The sequence below is a fragment of the Paenibacillus sp. GCM10023252 genome (assembly GCF_042653305.1).
Classification (GTDB): domain Bacteria; phylum Bacillota; class Bacilli; order Paenibacillales; family Paenibacillaceae; genus Pristimantibacillus.
Genome location: NZ_JBHSHW010000009.1, coordinates 340,874 through 358,699 on the forward strand (window position 1 = coordinate 340,874; position 17,826 = coordinate 358,699).

The window sequence follows — 17,826 nt, forward strand, 5'->3', positions numbered from 1 at the left end:
ATGCGAATAAAGCAAAAATGCACTTAGGGGTTAAACAGGAACTTGTTCCTGTTCAACCCCTTCGTATGTTGAGAAGTATTTGCAGTAGCTGATGGGTACGATGTATATCTCCTCAACATCAGATGTCAATAGAAATAAGCTTCTGCTCACCGCTCCATCACAGGGATCGTGATCGTAAGTATGGTTCCAACATTCATCTCACTCTCCAGCTGAATTCCATAATCCTTGCCGTGGACAAGCTGAATCCGCTGCCGAACATTCTTGATGCCGTAGCCGCCGGAGCTAGCCACATCATCTTGATCCTCCAGAATGGCCTGAAGCTGCTCAGGTTCCATGCCTGTGCCGTTATCCATCACCAGAATGATGATCTTCTCATTGCTTCGCACCCCGACTACTTCAATCTTGCCGCCCTTCCCTTTCATGCTCTTAATTCCATGCAGAAACGCATTCTCTACAGCCGGCTGCAGCAGGTGTTTCATAATATACAGCTGCAGCAGGTCGTCGGTGAATCGAATATCGTAATCGAAGTCCTTATCATAGGCGAAGCGCTGAAGACTCAAGTATTCGCGAATCATATCCAGCTCTTGAGAAATGAGTATCCTATCATGACCGCGACTCAGAGCGATGCGGTAATATTTTACCATCGAGAAAATGATCTGCTTAAGACGTTCATCCGGAAACGCCCAACGAAGCGAGGAGAGGGTGTTGTAAAGAAAATGCGGGTTGATCCGCTCCTGAAGCAGCTGCAGCTCCAGCGATTTTTTCTGCCCCTCGAGTTGGCTCTCCCGTTCATAATGATTCCTTATGCTCTGAGCTAGGCTGTAAAATTTGCGATGAATACGGCTGAACTCATCCTGCCATCGGCCCAATTGCTCATCCGGATTCTGAATAATGCTCTCTACGTCCATATTCATACTGACGACCAACTGATAGAGACGCCGCGTCATTTGATAAGCAATGAAATGTACAGATAAAATCAGGATCAAGGCTAGTCCCGCGACAGCACCAATGGAGAGGAACAAGTCTGCTTTTAGCTGGCTCAAAATGGCAGCGCTTGGAATGAGCATGCGGATTCGCTCTTTTTCCCAGCGCAGCGGCATCTCAATCACGTAGTAGTCGTCGCTGCTCAGTACGGCAGGGTCCAACGACTTGGGTTGGTTCTCCTTGATCAGGTGTGATACATTGGCATGATCCACGTAGTGAATGATACTTCCTCTGGGGAGATTGAAGGAGAAGCTGTCGGACAAGACCGTGTACGGAACCTTATACTCCACGATGGCAAGCTCCTCACTCCAGGAATTAATCTTGCCATAAAAATAAAGCCCGTCATTCTCCTTAATGATTAACAAGGGTGATTCAGACGAAACCACAGCTGACTTAAGCTCTGATGAAAGCAGGGTATCGCTGCTAAAATACATGCCTTGATAGGACAAGTCCTTGCTTGCATATAGTTTGATCGACTTATTCCCATTCTCCAGAGCTTGAATCATATCCCGCAAATACAGATTCAAAGTGTAAAAGCCCGACAGATCCTGATATAGATTCGTTGAGAGGGCAGATTGAACGACCGTGCTCTGCTGAACCAATTGAAGATTGCTTGTGACGGTAGCTTGAAGCTTATTCAGCTCTTCTACGCCTGTTCGGAGCTGATTCCGATTCGTATTCAGCAACTCCTCCGTCTGCTCCTTCCAGGACTTGTACATATATATCGTGCTTAATACTATGACAGGCAGCAGCGTAAACAGTAATATAATAGCGGCCAGCTTGTGACGATACTGCATTCGGGTAAAAAAGGTTCTCATCTTCACCTCAGCTCAGCACGGATTGATGCTTATAGGTGGTCGGACTGCAGCCCGCGTATTTCTTAAAGGACATCATGAAATGCGATTTGCTCGTATATCCTACTTGCTCCGCCACCACATATACCTTACTCTGGGGGTCTCGCAGCAATTCCTTGGCCCTCTCCATCCGATGCTCCGTCAGATAGTCGAAGATCGTCTTGCCGGTCTCCTTCTTGAACAAATTATTAGCGTGAATCGCACTGTAGTTAACGTGCTTGGCAATATCCCCAATGGTCAGGTGCTCATGATACTGCTCTCCAATAATCTGCTTGATTCGCTCTACGATAGGTCCGCTGCTGCCCGAACGTAAGCGATTTACATACTCAAGTACAGCCGTTAGCTTAGCTGCAAGCCAGCTGTGCACCTCCCGAAGGTTCTTGTGCGCGGATAATTCCTCCCATAGGCTGAGTTCCCCCGTGAAGACAGGTGTTAATGGCAGCTGCAGCTCCAACAGAATGCTCTGAAGAAGATGGATGACGGAGAATACGACGTGCTTCACTTCATGCTCCCGCAGCTTATGGCTTCTCAAGAGCTCTTGAACGAAGCGCTCTACCTGCTCTGAATCCCCTTGGGCCAACAGCTCTCTAAGCTGCTTGTACAGCTCGGCGAAATCGAAGTTACGATCGAAGATGATTACTTGGCTCGATTTAATTTCCTCGTAAGTTACAATATGGTCATCATCCGTATAAAATTTCGCATGCAACGCTTCAGAGGCTTGTCGGTAGAGCTCCGCCCAATCGGCTATTTGATCAGAGGCACTACTGATTCCGATACTCACCGACCATTGATAGTCTTTGTTCAGCTCCTCCTTAAGCTCTACTAAGAGATCCATAATTGCCGTCTGAAGATTGGATGCGCCGCAGCTCTTATAGAGGACAACTGCAGCCACTTCTGTACCTGAAGTGGAGAGGGGGATCAACGTCAGCTGATCCGATTTACTTTGGCTGAGATATTTTTTGATAACGTACGCTGCAAAATAAATTGTATCTGGAACATGAATATGCTGGGACGATACTTCGGGCAGCTCGATCAGTATCACTTGAGTCATACAGCTCTCTGGCAGCTGCAGCTGCAGATAATCCAGATTCTCTCGAATTGATGTCTCCTCGTATGCCGCTCCGAACAGAAGCTCTCGGATATACTGCTCCTGCAGCTGGGGGAGTGTCCGTAGAAAGTGCTCCCGCATGTCCTGCCGCTCTACCTGAAGGCGACGCTTTTCGTCTTCGAGCTTCCGCTTGGTCTGATAGACCTCCAGCGCCTTTTCTACCGCGCTGCGCAGTTCCTCTTCATCGATAGGTTTCAGTATATATCCATAACTGTGCAGGTCGATTGCCGATTTGACGAAGTCGAACTCATCGTGGCAACTCATGAATATGACTTTGATCTCAGGATGGGACACCTTCAGCCGCTTGGTCATTTCGATTCCGTTAATGATAGGCATGTCAACATCCGTTAGCAGAATATGAGGCTGGAGCTCATCCATTCGGTCAAGCGCCTCCGCTGCGTCCTCGAAGCTGCCTACGATATCAATCTCCAGCAGACTCCAGTCGAGTGCCGTTCGGACACCTTCCCGGTCCCGAGGGTTGTCGTCGACAATAACCATAGAGTACATCCGCGTTCCCTCCTATTGAAGAAGTATAGCCTTAGTATACTAACGGGCAATTTGCAAATCTAGTCGTATAGACAAGGATGATGAAATACCGCACATTATTTTACAATCCGGGACTGTACCGCCTTTCAAGTCATCCTTTACTATTTGATTATAAGGCAGCGAACACACTTACAAGCAAGCTGACCATAGAGAGGAGCCAACAAGTTATGGCCGAACTGATTTCTTCTACCCCCCTCGCGAGACCGGTGAAGAAAAGAAACATCTGGTCGAAGCTTTACCACAACCGCGCGTTGTATATACTCGTCATGCCGGCCGTTTTGCTAACGATATTTTTCTCTTATGTTCCCATGCCGGGGGTATATGTCGCCTTCTTGGATTACGACATCTTCCTGCAGCTGGACAGCCCGTTCGTTGGTCTTGAGAATTTCAAGGAAGTATTCACGCTTCCCCTATTCACGCAATCAATACTCAACACCCTGGTGCTGAGTGTGCTGACACTGGTCATTACCTTTCCGGCGGCGATCATTCTCGCATTGATGCTCAATGAGCTGAAGAACGGAATGTTCAAGCGGTTCGTGCAAACCGTGAGCTACTTGCCGCATTTCTTCTCCTGGATTACGGTGGTGGGCATGGCCTTTGCCATCTACTCCATGTACGGACCGGTGAATGATGCCATTGTAAACATCACAGGCGATGAGGCCAAGCGCGTTATTTTCCTAGGGCAGCAGTGGTTTTTTGTTCCGAACATCCTGATCCTCACGCTCTGGAAAAATGCGGGCTGGAACACGATTATGTACCTGGCTGCCTTGACGGCCATCGATCCACAGCTCTACGAAGCGGCACATATGGATGGCGCAAGCCGTCTCAGGAGGCTCTGGCATATCACCTTGCCAGGAATTCGTCCAACCATTGTCATGCTGCTGATTTTCGCCATGGGCGGATTGTTCGGAAGCAACTTTGAGCTGGTGTACGGCTTGCAGAACAGCTTCATTAACTTCGAGGTAATCAGTACTGTGGTGTACAAGCAAGGAATCAGTCAGGGGCAGTTCGCGCTGGCTACCGCCTTCGGACTCGCGCAAGGCCTCGTTTCTTTTATTCTTATCTACATGTCCAACCGAATTGCCAAAAAGCTGACGAATACCGGGATATTCTAGGAGGTGACACCCCGTGCATGCAGAAAGCGCAAGCTATAAGGTGTTCAAAGTGTTCAACTACGCGATTATGTTTTTTATCATTTTCATTACCGTATTTCCCTACCTTCACGTGTTGGCCAAGGCATTAAATGAAGGCTACGATACAGTGCAGGGCGGGCTTACAATCTTCCCGCGCAAGTTTACCTGGGAGAACTTTAGAATTCTGTTCAATGACCAATCGATACTGCAGGCTGCTTGGATATCAGTTACACGTGTCATCATTAACACTCTGTTCTCATTAGTCGTGACATTTACCGCCGCATACGTCATGAACAAACCGAACTTCTTCCTGAAGAATCTGATCCTGTGGATACTCATCATACCCATGTTCATTCATGCTGGACTCATTCCTACCTATGTTCTGTATTCCGAGGTTGGCTTGCTTAACAATTATTGGGTATATATTCTGCCGAGCTTGTTCAGCTTCTTCAATATGATTCTGATAAGGACGTACATCAAGAGTTCGATTCCCGACAGCCTAGAGGAGTCCGCGAAGATAGATGGAGCCAGCGAGTTTACAATTCTGCTGCGGATTATTCTACCGCTCTGTATGCCGATTCTCGCCGCAATCACGTTGTTCGAGGCGGTGAGCTCCTGGAATGACTGGACAACTACGCTGTACTTCGTTACCAATTCCGAGCTCTACACCCTTCAGTATAAGCTGATGCAGGTCATCCGCGAGAGCGAGAGTATCATGAAGCTTATGGCGGAAGCTGCGATGCTAGGTCAGGATATTAGCGAGATTCGGATATCAGCTACACCAGAATCACTCATGTCGGCGCAGGTGATTCTGACTACGCTGCCAATCATCATCGTGTATCCATTCCTGCAGAAGCACTTCGTGAACGGTATTATGATAGGGGCAGTGAAGGATTAAGGCATGTGTGTCAGGTGGCGAGGTGCTACTTGAACGGCCTCCGTCCCTGTTAATCATATATACTAATGTAGAAGGTATGAGGAGGAAATGGAATGAATCAAAAGCAGAAGAAGGGGAGTCTCATTCTGATTGCCGGGCTGACCGCCCTATCCGCACTGACCGCCTGTACCAAGGATTCAGCTACCAGCATTACGCCCGAACCATCCGGATCGGAGGAGACCGGCCTGATCGACTACAGCAAAGCGAAGGATTCGTCAGACTTGCCGGATTGGAAAGGGAAACAGCTGACCTTGAAGCTATGGAGTGCCCATGGTACCGGTAATATCGTAAAGAAAGCGTCACCTAAGGATGTTGTCACTCCAGAGATTAAGCGTGTAACCGGTGTGGAAATCGACTTCCAAAGCTCGTTCGATAACAATGGGGAGAGTATTGATGCCAAAATAGCCAAGATCGTAGCGTCCAAGGATTACCCGGATATCGCATCGGGCTTATCCCCGGACGTCATTACGAAGCTTGCGCAGCAAGGCACCATCTACGATCTGACCGATCTCGTGCCTAAGTATGCACCGGATGTTGTGAAGGGACTGCCTAAGGATAAGCTGCCTGGATTGTGGGAAGCGACCGTGGTCACAGCAGGACAGCCAGGAAAAATCTACGCGTTGCCGATGAACTTCTCGGGACAATGGACGACAACTGTGTATCCGGATGTGAAGAATATACAGAATCTGGCTGCTATTCCTGGGAAGTATCCCTCCATTTCGGTTCGTGACGATATTCTGAAGAAGATATATCCGAACGCGCTTACCAAGAATGAACAGGAAGCGCTGCTCGCCAAGACGCCTGACGGCAATATTCCGCGGGAAGTGATCTTCGACGTTCCGATCAAAAGTCCCGAAGATTTCTATACTTTCTTGAAGAAGATTAAAGACTTGAATGTGATGGAGGACGGAAAGCCCGTAGCTCCTACTTACATTGCCGAGGGAGGAGACAATTGGAATCTGCAGCAGCTTAGTGCCCGACTGTTCGGACGAGCGGAAGGACCCGGCCCTGACACGAACTATTTCAATTACTTCGATATGAGAACGAAGAAGATGGAGTGGATGTTCAAGCAGCCTTCCTTCCGAGATGAGATGAAGTACTGGAACAAGATTGTTCGTGAGAACCTGGCAGCGAAGGAGTCGCTCATTGATAATGGCAGCGTGTTCCGGCAGAAGCTGGATCAGGGATTGTATGCGGTAACCTACGTTAACAATCCCAACGAAGCAACCCTGAAGAGTAATGGAAAGGAATTCCGCTACCGGAAAGTATACTTGGATATAGACCCCCAAAAGAACAAGGATAAATACTTGTATCCGACGGGCTCTGCTTCGGGTGGATCCGGTGCGTACGCTATCTTCAAGGATAAAGTGAAGGAGGAGGATCTTCCGCAAATTCTGCAGTACTTGAATTATTACTGGACAGAAGCCGGGATGAAAGCTACCGCTTGGGGACCTCGCAGCTCGGGACTCTGGACGGAAGAGAACGGGGTGCGTAAATTTACAAATCCGGAGATGCAAGAGGCTCTCGTAAACATCAAAAGCTTACCGACTAACTATGCGCTTGAATACAACCTGGATAGGCTCACAGGCGACGTATGGCCAAGACCAAGCAATGTCTACGCCAACATTTACTTGCCTAGAATGACCAGAACAACGATTACTTCTACCCAGACAGACCAATACTTTAACCCGGCATTAAAGGCGCCGGCCGTCAGGACACCATCGATGGATACGCTCTTCACATTCTTCAATGAACTGGATTCCATCAAGAAGTTCCAGGCGAAACGTACCGCATTCGAGCAAGCGCTTACCAAGGTTCATACAGCAGCGAATGATACGGAGTTTGATAAGTTCTTCAGTGATTTCCTTAAGATGGCAGAGGACGTTGGCTTGACCGACCAGACGCTGCAGGAAATGGATAAGTACTACCGTGAGGTGCTTAACAAGGAGTATATGAGCAATATTAAATAAGTTGCAGACTACGGGGAACCCAAGGCGATCGCTGAGGGTTCTCTTTATAGAGAGGAACAATCCCATGCCCAGACATACCCTTTGGTTGAATTTCACTTATGGACTGCATAAGGAAGTATGGCAAGCAGAATCAGAAGGCCGTGAAATCGGAAATTTGCGAGAAGAGGTAGAGCGCATTCTAGCCTTAGACCAGAACGACCCTGAACGCGAACGCCTCGCTGCAGCGCTGCTGGATCGCGTGCAGACGCTTCCTTGGCGATCGAATTATTCCTATGTGGAGCCTTCGGACCTGGAATCCATTCAGGCGGAGCGATCCGGATGTGTGGAGCTGCCATTCGCCTATCCTACGAATGATATCCGCTTCGATCGCGTATATGGTGCGTGGCTGGGGCGTGTTGCAGGCAACCTGCTCGGCAGAGCCGTCGAGGGTTGGCATCGGGAGCAGATTATTGATTATATGAAGGAAACGGACAATTACCCTTTGACCTATTATTTGCGCAATAATGTGGACGAAGCGATTAAGAGCAGGTATCCGAAAGGCTTCACTACACATTTTATTAATAACGTGGTTCAGGTACCGGAGGATGACGACCTTAACTATTCGCTCGTCTCACTGAACATTCTTGAGCTGGCGGGGCCGGACTTTACACCTGATGATGTAATGGAGCGCTGGATGGGGGACATCCCTATGTTCAAGCTGATGGGGGCAGAACGTGTAGCTTATCGCAATGCCGCCAACCTCATTCATCCTCCGCATTCTGCGGTCTTCCGTAATCCGGACCGGGAAGCGATCGGAGCGCAGATTCGTGCGGACTTCTACGGGTATATTCACCCGGGCAACCCGGAACGAGCGGCTGCTATGGCTTGGCGGGATGCATGCGTATCTCACATCAAAAATGGTATCTACGGCTCAATGTTCGTTGCCGCCATGCTGGCAGCTGCGGCAGCCACGGAGAACATGGAAAAAATCGTGCATGCGGGACTTGCCCAAATCCCGGCTAAGTCGAGGCTTTACGAGGAAATCGAGAAGGTACTGAGCTGGTACGATGATGGTCTGACCTATGAAGAAGCATTCAATCTCTTCTATTCCCAATATAGTGAGAAGCGAGGCTTCGATTGGGCACATACGATTCCGAATGCTATGCTGGTCGTCATGTCGCTCTTGTATGGTGGGAATGACTTCGAACGGGCGATGCATCTTACGCTGACTGCTTCCTTTGACACAGACTGCAATTGTGCGACGGTCGGTTCGATTCTCGGGATGGCCATCGGTAAGGACCGACTGCCCTCCAAGTGGATCCAGCCTGCCTTCGCCGGTGTAATTACCGGTGTTGACGGGCAGCAGCTAGTCGATCTTCAGGATATTACCCGCAGGACGATAGCCATTGAGAAGCAATTGCTTGATCGAATCGTGTGAGGAAGACGTAGCAGACCGCAGTCAGGTCTGCTACGCTTGCTGATACAAGAGAGGTATATCATTATTTGTAAGCGATATCACGAGTAATAAATATGGAAAGGGAGTGAAGATTGATGTCAATATGGAAACGCGCAGCTGCGTGCATAATGGCTTGTGCAATTGCAGGATCAGGCTTGCCTGTACCTACAGCTCATGGAGCCGTTCAGGCGGAGTTCTATGTCTCACCAACAGGAGTGGAGTCGAATCCGGGGACGATTAATCAACCGACGACGCTCGAAGGCGCGAAGAACAAGGTAAGGGCGATTAACGGAGGGATGACGGGGGATATTAGGGTGTACCTGAGAGATGGGATCTACAATCTCTCTTCTACATTTGCCTTGACAGAGAGGGATTCAGGTACTAACGGAAATAAGGTTATGTACATGGCTTACCCTAACGAGAAACCAAGACTCGAGGGAGGAGTGAAGATTACGAACTGGGTACAAGACGGCAGCCGATATAAAGCTGTGGTCAGCGGATTATCGGATACGCGTCAGCTATGGGTGAATGGGAATCGCGCGCAGAGAGCACGAACGGTAGACCTCAAGGGAGCAGGCTGGTACGGGGAGCAGGAGGGAATCAGCCTCTACACAAGTGATCTTCCAGCCTCCATCGCCAGACCGGCCGATCTGGAATGGGTCATGAACAGCGTGGTCTGGAAGCAATATCGGGCAGCCATTGAATCGGTGCATCCGGATCCGACGTTTACAGGCTTCAAGTTTAATCCGGCAGCCTGGTCTGAGCAGTATTTCAACTCAGGGGCTCCGTACCCCGGCACAACCGGGACCATGTTCCTGGAGAATGCCCTGGAGTTCTTGGACCAACCCGGGGAATGGTATTATGATACAAGCACATCGACGATGTATTATATCCCGAGACCTGGAGAGACGATGAGCACAGCTACGGTATATGCGAGCAGGCTGCAAACGTTGGTATCGCTCGGCGGCGCATCCCCGGCGTTAAAGCTTCACAATGTGGAATTCCACGGCATTGTATTCCGCCATGGAGGCTGGTTACAGCCGAATGACGAAGGTGCGATCACGTATCAGTCCACTTATCTCCATGGATTGAACTCCCAGGATTACGTGATCCCGGGCAGTGTCACCGTGAAACATGCCAACAATGTCCGGTTCGTGAATAATGAATTCCGCGAGACAGGGGCCTCCGGACTGGTGATGAGCAATGCCGTGACGAACAGCTCTATTATTGGGAATGTATTCTATGATATAGCAGCGGCAGCGATCGACATCGGTGACCCCGATCACCGAACCATTCAGACTGGGGAAGAGGCGCCCAAGAACATTACGGTCAATAATAATTTGCTGCGTTACATCGGGGTGGAATACAGCGGATCTGCAGCCATTAATGCATTCTATGTGGATACGTTAACCATCTCCCACAACGACATCGCTTACACGGATTATTCCGGAATTTCCGTAGGATGGGGTTGGGAGATTGCTGTAACTCCAGCGAAGAACAATGTCATATCGAATAATCGTCTTGCCTACGTGATGCGTAAGAGCCACGATGGAGGAGGCATCTATTCACTCGGCAACATGCCGGGCTCCAGCTACACAGGGAACTATGTAAAAAATATATCCGGATGGACCCATACCACGGCAGGTCTGTATCATGATGCATCCAGTTCGGGCTTCACTGATTCGAACAATGTAGTGGAATTAGATCGGCCCGATTCCTTGGTGTGGGGGGTATATACATCCGATGCAATTACGATTACTGACACGTACTCCAATGGGGGCTCCTACGTTAAGTATAACAGTACGGCCAACACGCTCATCGAGGAGATCATCACCTCCGCAGGCAGCTGGCCGACTGAAGCCCAGACCATAATCAGCAATTCCGGACTGCAAGCCGCGTATGCGGATATTCAAGCGAAGATTCCGGCAGATCCAGCAGAACCGTCTGCTCCCGGACCGTTCCAGCAGGAGATCGGGCAGCCCGTTGTGATGGAGGCGGAAAACTATCACGGTTATAAGGGACGAGAGTCTACTACCGTCGCCTGGACCGGGTTCAACAACTATTTCAGCGGCTACTCTGGAGACAGCGCGTTGATTCCTTACCCAGACAAAGGAGAAGATTACGGAAATACGACGAACGGCCCCATGGTGAGCTTTGACATCAACTTCAAGGAAACAGGTACATTTTATGTGTTTGTCCGAGGAAAAGCACCGAATAGTGGAGGAGACTCTATTCATGTCGGCTTGAATGGTTCGGCCGTGACGACGGCAACAGGCGGAATGACGGGATGGAATACGAATAACTTTGCTTGGCAGACCGACAGCGGTTTGCAGCCGGTTAAGGTAACCGTTCCCACGATAGGCAATCATAAGTTAACTATTTGGGCTAAGGAAGACGGATTTCTTTTTGACAAGATTGTATTGAGTAGAGACAGCGATTACATTCTTGAGGGAGATACATCGAAGGGGCCAAGGGAGAGCCATCACGTGGGAGAGCCCGTACCTCCTGCACCCGTACTGAGACCGGTTCAACCACCACCGGCATTTAACTTGGCTAGCGGCAAAGCAGCCACAGCTTCCTCCTCAGTAGCGACAAGCTATGACGCTGCCAAAGCTGTTGACAACAATTATCGGACGGAATACGTTTCAGCCTACACAGGTACTCCGTATTGGCAGGTGGATCTAGGCAGCGCGCATCAAATCGGAGCAGTTAAGATCGTTTTCCGGACAACCGTGAACGAGGCGAGTACGAGAAGGAACTTCGAGGTTCGTGCTTCCAACGACAGCACCTTCGCCTCCTCGGTCGTACTTGGAAGCAAAGACTCGGTATCTGTGCCATTCTTATCCCCATGGTCCGTAGGCGTCACCTCAACGACGGCTTACCGATACATTCGAATTGTGAAAACAGCTGCGGAGCCCCTGGCATTCAGTGAGGTAAGAGTTACTGGCAAGGTCGGGAGCAATGTTGCCCTGAACAAGACGGTTACAGCGACAGGGCAAACGACCGATGGAGCAGCAGCTAACCTGGTGGATGACAGCTTGAGCACCCGTTGGGCTGGCGAAGGGTATCCGAAGTCGGCAACGATCAGCCTCGGGCAAACGTACGTGATAAACAAAACAGAGCTGTCCACTTACGAGAACCGTGCGTATAAATACAAAATTGAGGTTGCTACCAGCTCATCCGGCCCGTTCACAACGATTGTTGACAAAACGGCCAACAATACAAACGCATTACTGTATACTGACACGTTCCAGAATATAAATGCAAATTACGTAAGACTTACAATCCTTGGCGCCAACGGCTATAACGATGCCTGGGCGAGTGTTAATGAATTAAAAGTCTTTGGTCATTAAGGCATTGAGCAAGCAGTCTAATCCGCCCTTTTGATTCCAATCAGGGAATCGAAAGGGTTTTATTTATACAACGAAAAAAAACGGGCCCGCAGCAGCAGGCCCGTTTTTTCATCTTGAGCGAGCGAATTTTATTGCGGAAATACGATAGCTGGGCGAGGCAGCGGTACCAGTATATCCTGCACACCGGCTTTTTTACTGTTTTGCGGACCGAACGACTTGCTGCCGTCATATATACTGTCGGTCGGCTGTTTCGTCAAGACGAGACGATCCAGGAAGGTTTCAATATCGCCACGAGTTCCGGTCAGAGTAATGGTGTGAACTCCTGGTTCTTTTACCTTCACTACAACTGGTATTCCATCTATCAGGTTCACATAAGCGAAGTCCTTCGGAAGCGTAATGCTGCCCAGCGTCTTGCCATTGAATCCGGCAATGATTTTACCGTCCGGATGATCAGCCTTGCCTCGAAGGAAGAAGTAATAGTCGCCAGGTGTTGTGAACTTCACGTTGTACGTAAGCGAAGGAGCGCCGTCAGGATAGCTTTCTGCTCGTGTCATCTGTTTAGGATGGGTTTTGAGCGTATATTTGGAAGCGAAGCCATTGAACCAGCCTAGCACCCCTACGAACGAGTAGTCAGAGGACTCCAGACCCTGATACTCGTTATAGTCTTTCGCATCCACAATGACAATTCCTTGTTCCTCCAGGTGCGGAGCCTTCCACAGCTTCTCATTGTTAATAGGGGACCGAGGCTCGAAGAACAGTGACTTGACATGGTCGTACCCGCTGGAGCGAATAAACGGCTTTTCCTCATAATCGAACGTTCTTACCTTTTTCAGAATATCGCGGTATTCCTTCTGAAGTCCAGATTCATTAATAATTTCCTTTGCTTCCTTTGGCCACTTGGCATCCGGATAGATGTGCACGTTTTCAATTTTGACATTAGGGCCCGGCTTGAAGTTGATGATGTTCCCGGTTGTTGTATACAGGTTCTTGATATGAATATCGTCCACCTGGTTCAGGTTGTAGGAGCTGTAGTCGTCGCGCTCGAGCTCTACGACATTGTTCTCGTTCACGAATCCGCGGCTTTCCGCATCATGGTACAGTCCGGCGGTATTGAACGGGGAATTCGCATTCTTGATGTAATTACCGACATATAGAGAATTCTCATGGCGGCTCAACGAGTAGATGCCCCCGCCGTCGATCGTTTTTCGTGAGAAGTTTTGAATTTTGTTATAGCCTACGACTGTATTGATCAGAGTTGTGCTTGTTTTGCTCCAGCCCCAGCCGACAGAGACACCGGAATAATTCATCCCGTCCATATCGTTATGCAGGATATTCAGATTCTCCGAGTAGAACGTATTGATACCTGGTGAGCCCATAAAGTCCACACCGATTTCCCGGAACACATTGTTGTTCATGTCAATATTTCTGGGGAGCTCTTCACTCGGTTGGTCTATCTTTATATGGTCGTTCCTTCCCAGCGTGATGCCGCCACCAGAGAGGTCGCTCAGAATGTTGCCTAGGAACCGGATATCCGAGATGCCGTTCTCTGCATTAATTGCGCTCGCACCCATTTGTTCCAGAACGTTACGCTCCAGGTCAATATGATGAGCATTATTAATATTGACGGCGGCCGGCACCAGTTCATTGAAGGCTCCCTTATCTGTAACCGTTGTCGTACCTTGTGCGGAGCTGAAGCCGCGTGTATTCACCTCAAGCCAGGACGTATGCTTCAACGTCAATCCCTCGAACTTCAAGTGATGAACCTTCTTGTCAACGGAGGACCCGCTAATTGTAATAAGGGATTTAGCTTGCGGCACCTCGAATTTAGCTTTTTCCAGATTTAATTCTTTTTCCGGGTAGTAGAATAATTCTTTGGTTCGTTTATCAAAGTACCATTCACCCGGAGAGTCGACAAATTCCAACGCATTTTCGAACCAGAACATACTGTTATAGCCGATAGCAAAATTATGCTTGGTAAGATGGGTAGTGATATAAGGCTCCCGCAGCCGGAAATTGGTGTACTCCTTCCCGTAAGGCTGAGCTTTGTCTACAGGCAGGATATAGGTGCGCCATATAATATTTTGGTAATACTGCAGGTCTTCCGGATGTTCGATGCCTCCTTGCGGCAAGTCTGCGTTAGCTACAAGAAAGCCTCTCTTATCATTCGGTATGGCGAACCCTTGTGTCACGGCGGAACGGGAACGAACCTGCCGCTTCTCATTGGCGAACAGCTCTCGCATATCCTCAATGCCTGACACTTTCGTTTTGTATATGTAGCCTTTGTATGGCTCCCATTGCGGGTTGATCTCTACGCCGCCGGTCAAGACGGGCTTCTCGCCTGGATAGGCCTTATAGGTAATAGGGGAGTGCTCCTCACCGGAGTCTGTCTCGTCAAATACAAGCGGCTTCGATAAGGAGTAAGTTCCTCCTCGAATATACACCGTTGCAGGTGCAGGGATGTTCTTTTTGTTTGCTTTCAGCTCTTGCTTGGCTTTCTCCAGTGTAGCGAATGGCTTGCTTATAGTTCCAGTATTAGCATCATTGCCTGTTGGGGAGACGTAGTAAACGATTCCGCTCGGGTTGCTATCATTTGATTCTGCTTCCGGTTCGGCCAAGGCAGCTGAAGGAAAAGAGGCAGCCAACAAAAGAGCTGCGATTATTCCGCTGGACATCCTTTTAAATACAATGTGTAACATCCGATCATGCTCCTCTCGATTTCTAAATGGACACGGGGACGAGAATTCTCACCTTTACAGAAAGCCACCTCACTTTCCTCTATCACGTTCGTTTGAGAGCGTTCCCATGCTCCTGCATTATAAGGCTGACTTTCGTCTTTGATAAAGATTCGAATCTGATGGTATTGATGGGAAAAATTATAATATATCGCTCTATAATAATAGTATTGGTGCTATTAGTGAGGACATAGAATCCCTATAATCTGTAATTGGAAGCAGATAAAAAGTGATTTTTGGAAAGAGGTGTTGTTCGGACGGAGTGCTTATATGCAAGGTGTTCCATTAAAAAACGTCATTTAAGTCCCATTCAAAATTGGAGGATCGATCATGACTCGTCAATGGAATTCGTGGAAGATTTTACTTATTCTATCCTTTATGTCCAGCATCTTTGTTCACTCATTCCTCTCACCGCAGAAAACGGAAGCGGCCGCATACTACACCCGCAACTTGTCCCTAGGCAGCACAGTAAGCGCATCCTCTAATGTCAGTATTGCATCCAAGGCAGTAGACGGAAATGCAGCGCAGAATGGAACGACGGAATGGTACAACGTGTGGGGACAATTTCCGATGTGGTTTCAGACGGATCTCGGCTCGTCCAAGTCGGTCGTTCAGATCAAAATTAAAGCTAGGTACGGAACCACTGTGGAGGAGTCAGGGTACATTGCGATATACGGCTCCAATGACGCCGCATTTGCAGCCAAAACAAAGCTGGTGGAATATAACCAGGCGAACACGGTCAATGAGCTGGTGCTGCCGGTTGCGATTGAGGAAGAATTCCGTTATGTCCGTGTAGAGAAAATTCCGGGACAAGGAAGCAACAGTCTCGGGTTCGCTGAATTCGAGGTATGGGGAACAGAACCGGACGATCTACTATACGCCAACATTGCACACGACAAACCGGCGACAGCTACAAGCTACTATGGAGACAATGCCTCTTATGCACCAGGGAACGGGAATGACGGCAACGGCTCTGCTTGGGTATCCAAGAGCGCAGCGGGCCAACTTCAATACTGGCAGGTAGACCTTGGAACCGCATTCCGTATCGACAAGCTGCAGATGGTGCCGCGGGATAACAGACCGGCCAACGAGCTTCGCAGCTTTCGTGTTCTTGTTTCCAATGCTTCCGATTTCTCCTCCTATAAGGTGATTGCGTCTGTGGGGGGCATTGCCTTTACCGAATCCGTCTGGTCGGCGCTTGTATCGGAGTCCAATGCCTATCGATATGTTAGAGTGGAGAAAACGACGGTGGAGGGGGCAGGCTTCAAGGAGTTCCGTGTACTCTCCGCCAATTCCTCGCAGATGCTGTCAGCAGCGAGAAATATGCAATTTGTCGCGCGCCTTGGGGGGTTTGATTCACCGGGCGGTATTACATGGAATTCAACCCAGACAGGCACACTGCCGATTACGGCCAGCGGAGATGCTTCTGCTCTGTGCGCAGGCAAGGCGACGATATCTGCATCGAATGGCACAACTACGTTGTCCACGCTAGTGCATGTAGCGGACAATCTCGTAATGCCAAGTCCGACAGCTCCTGATCTATTCACTCCATTCCTAACCGGAGAGACTCCCGTGATCAGCACGGTAATCAGTGAAGCAACGGCCAATTCGGGGACGGTGATAGTCAAAAAAGTATTATATACATCGAATCCGGTATCCGGACGTACGAACCAGATCTATTCTGTAATCGCTTCACCTGCAGCAGCGGGTACTTATCCGGGAGTGCTTATCTTGCATGGTGGTACGCAATGCGCTCAGGAAAGCCTGGCCATTCAGTATGCCTCCAAAGGGTATATTGCCGTCACCCCTGAGCTTCCTGGCATATCTGACCCTGCAGTCTGCAGCACGGCATCCACAGGGCAATGGAAAAGCGAGGCATACGGTTCAAGACAGCTGACAGCCATTCCCGATGCCAAGGCAAGCTCCATATTTGAAGGAGAGGTTGCCGCGCTCCAAGCCTTTTACTTGCTGAAGGCTCAACCCGGGGTTGATGCTGCCAATATCGGAATTCGCGGGCTGTCCTGGGGCGGTTACAGCACAGCTATGCTGAGCTCGCTGCTCGGTAACCAGGTGAAAGCCGCCTTCGCCATTTACGGCAGCGGCTTTTACGATTACGGCTCTTACTTCAAAAAACAGTTTTTCGATGTACAAGGCGCCATTAATGCGGCGAACTGGCTTAAGGAGCTTGATGCAGGACGAAGGGCTGGAGGCATAACGGCGAATTACTTCTCCGCTGCGGCGTCCAACGATTCGTTTTTTTGGCCGACTGCCGTTATGAAGACGTTGTCAGAGATCTCGGGTCCGAAGAATCAGCTGTTTTCTCCGAATACGGATCACAGCCTCAGCGGGGTGACAGATTCATCCAATCTGGAGTTTCTTTATTTTAACTACCTGCTAAAGGGACAGGGAACACCGTTTCCAAGGGTGGCGACAGTCTCTTCCGTGAAGGAGTTCGACGGAAGCTTGCAAGTTCAATTCGATGTGACCGAGGGGGCAACAGTAGCAAGCGCGAAGCTGTATTACAGCCTCCCTAACGTCGCTTGGAACAAACGAGTGTGGACGGCTGTGAATGCGACACAGGTCTCGGGGACCCGCTATGAGGGAGTCATTCCCGCAAGCGCAGTCGCACAAGGAGCGGATTGGTATGCCCTTACAACGGACAGCACAGGGGCAAGTGCATCAAGCCTTATCGTATCAAGCGCAGATTTGCCTTAACGGATGTTTCAATTGACTGACCGCTTCCATTGGGTCAGACAGAATGTATAAATGAAGAA

At 49.4% G+C, this 17,826-nt stretch carries 9 protein-coding genes; 6 read left to right on the forward strand and 3 right to left on the reverse strand.

Features of this window, described 5'->3' with window-relative positions; all coding sequences use genetic code 11:
* Positions 1–146: 146 nt before the first annotated feature.
* Both ACFO9Q_RS07420 and ACFO9Q_RS07425 read right to left on the reverse strand, forming a co-directional pair.
* Entirely contained in the window at positions 147–1,802 is a 1,656-nt protein-coding gene (locus tag ACFO9Q_RS07420) for a sensor histidine kinase (RefSeq protein WP_379180275.1), read from the reverse strand.
* A gap of 7 nt (positions 1,803–1,809) precedes the next feature.
* On the reverse strand, positions 1,810–3,453 hold the full coding sequence (locus tag ACFO9Q_RS07425; protein ID WP_379180277.1) for a response regulator: 1,644 nt from the start codon (positions 3,451–3,453) through the stop codon (positions 1,810–1,812).
* Positions 3,454–3,659: 206 nt separating this feature from the next.
* On the opposite strand from ACFO9Q_RS07425, the gene ACFO9Q_RS07430 reads away from it, so the two are divergent.
* The 5 genes from ACFO9Q_RS07430 (at position 3,660) to ACFO9Q_RS07450 (ending at position 12,320) form a co-directional block, all read left to right on the forward strand.
* Positions 3,660–4,607 (forward strand): ABC transporter permease, encoded by a 948-nt coding sequence (locus ACFO9Q_RS07430; protein WP_379180279.1) that lies wholly within the window; start codon positions 3,660–3,662, stop codon positions 4,605–4,607.
* A 13-nt stretch (positions 4,608–4,620) separates the two neighbouring features.
* Positions 4,621–5,523 (forward strand): carbohydrate ABC transporter permease, encoded by a 903-nt coding sequence (locus tag ACFO9Q_RS07435; protein WP_379180281.1) that lies wholly within the window; start codon positions 4,621–4,623, stop codon positions 5,521–5,523.
* 92 nt (positions 5,524–5,615) lie between these two features.
* The gene (locus ACFO9Q_RS07440) at positions 5,616–7,532 is read left to right on the forward strand and encodes a hypothetical protein (RefSeq protein WP_379180283.1); all 1,917 of its coding nucleotides are present in this window, start codon (positions 5,616–5,618) and stop codon (positions 7,530–7,532) included.
* Positions 7,533–7,596: 64 nt separating this feature from the next.
* Entirely contained in the window at positions 7,597–8,949 is a 1,353-nt protein-coding gene (locus ACFO9Q_RS07445; RefSeq protein WP_379180285.1) for an ADP-ribosylglycohydrolase family protein, read from the forward strand.
* 113 nt (positions 8,950–9,062) lie between these two features.
* Positions 9,063–12,320, forward strand: coding sequence for a discoidin domain-containing protein (locus ACFO9Q_RS07450; RefSeq protein WP_379180287.1), 3,258 nt, complete (start codon positions 9,063–9,065; stop codon positions 12,318–12,320).
* 128 nt (positions 12,321–12,448) lie between these two features.
* Here ACFO9Q_RS07450 and ACFO9Q_RS07455 read toward each other — a convergent pair whose 3' ends face one another.
* Positions 12,449–15,016 (reverse strand): right-handed parallel beta-helix repeat-containing protein, encoded by a 2,568-nt coding sequence (locus ACFO9Q_RS07455; protein ID WP_379180289.1) that lies wholly within the window; start codon positions 15,014–15,016, stop codon positions 12,449–12,451.
* A gap of 366 nt (positions 15,017–15,382) precedes the next feature.
* On the opposite strand from ACFO9Q_RS07455, the gene ACFO9Q_RS07460 reads away from it, so the two are divergent.
* The gene (locus ACFO9Q_RS07460) at positions 15,383–17,767 is read left to right on the forward strand and encodes a discoidin domain-containing protein (RefSeq protein ID WP_379180291.1); all 2,385 of its coding nucleotides are present in this window, start codon (positions 15,383–15,385) and stop codon (positions 17,765–17,767) included.
* Positions 17,768–17,826 lie beyond the last annotated feature (59 nt).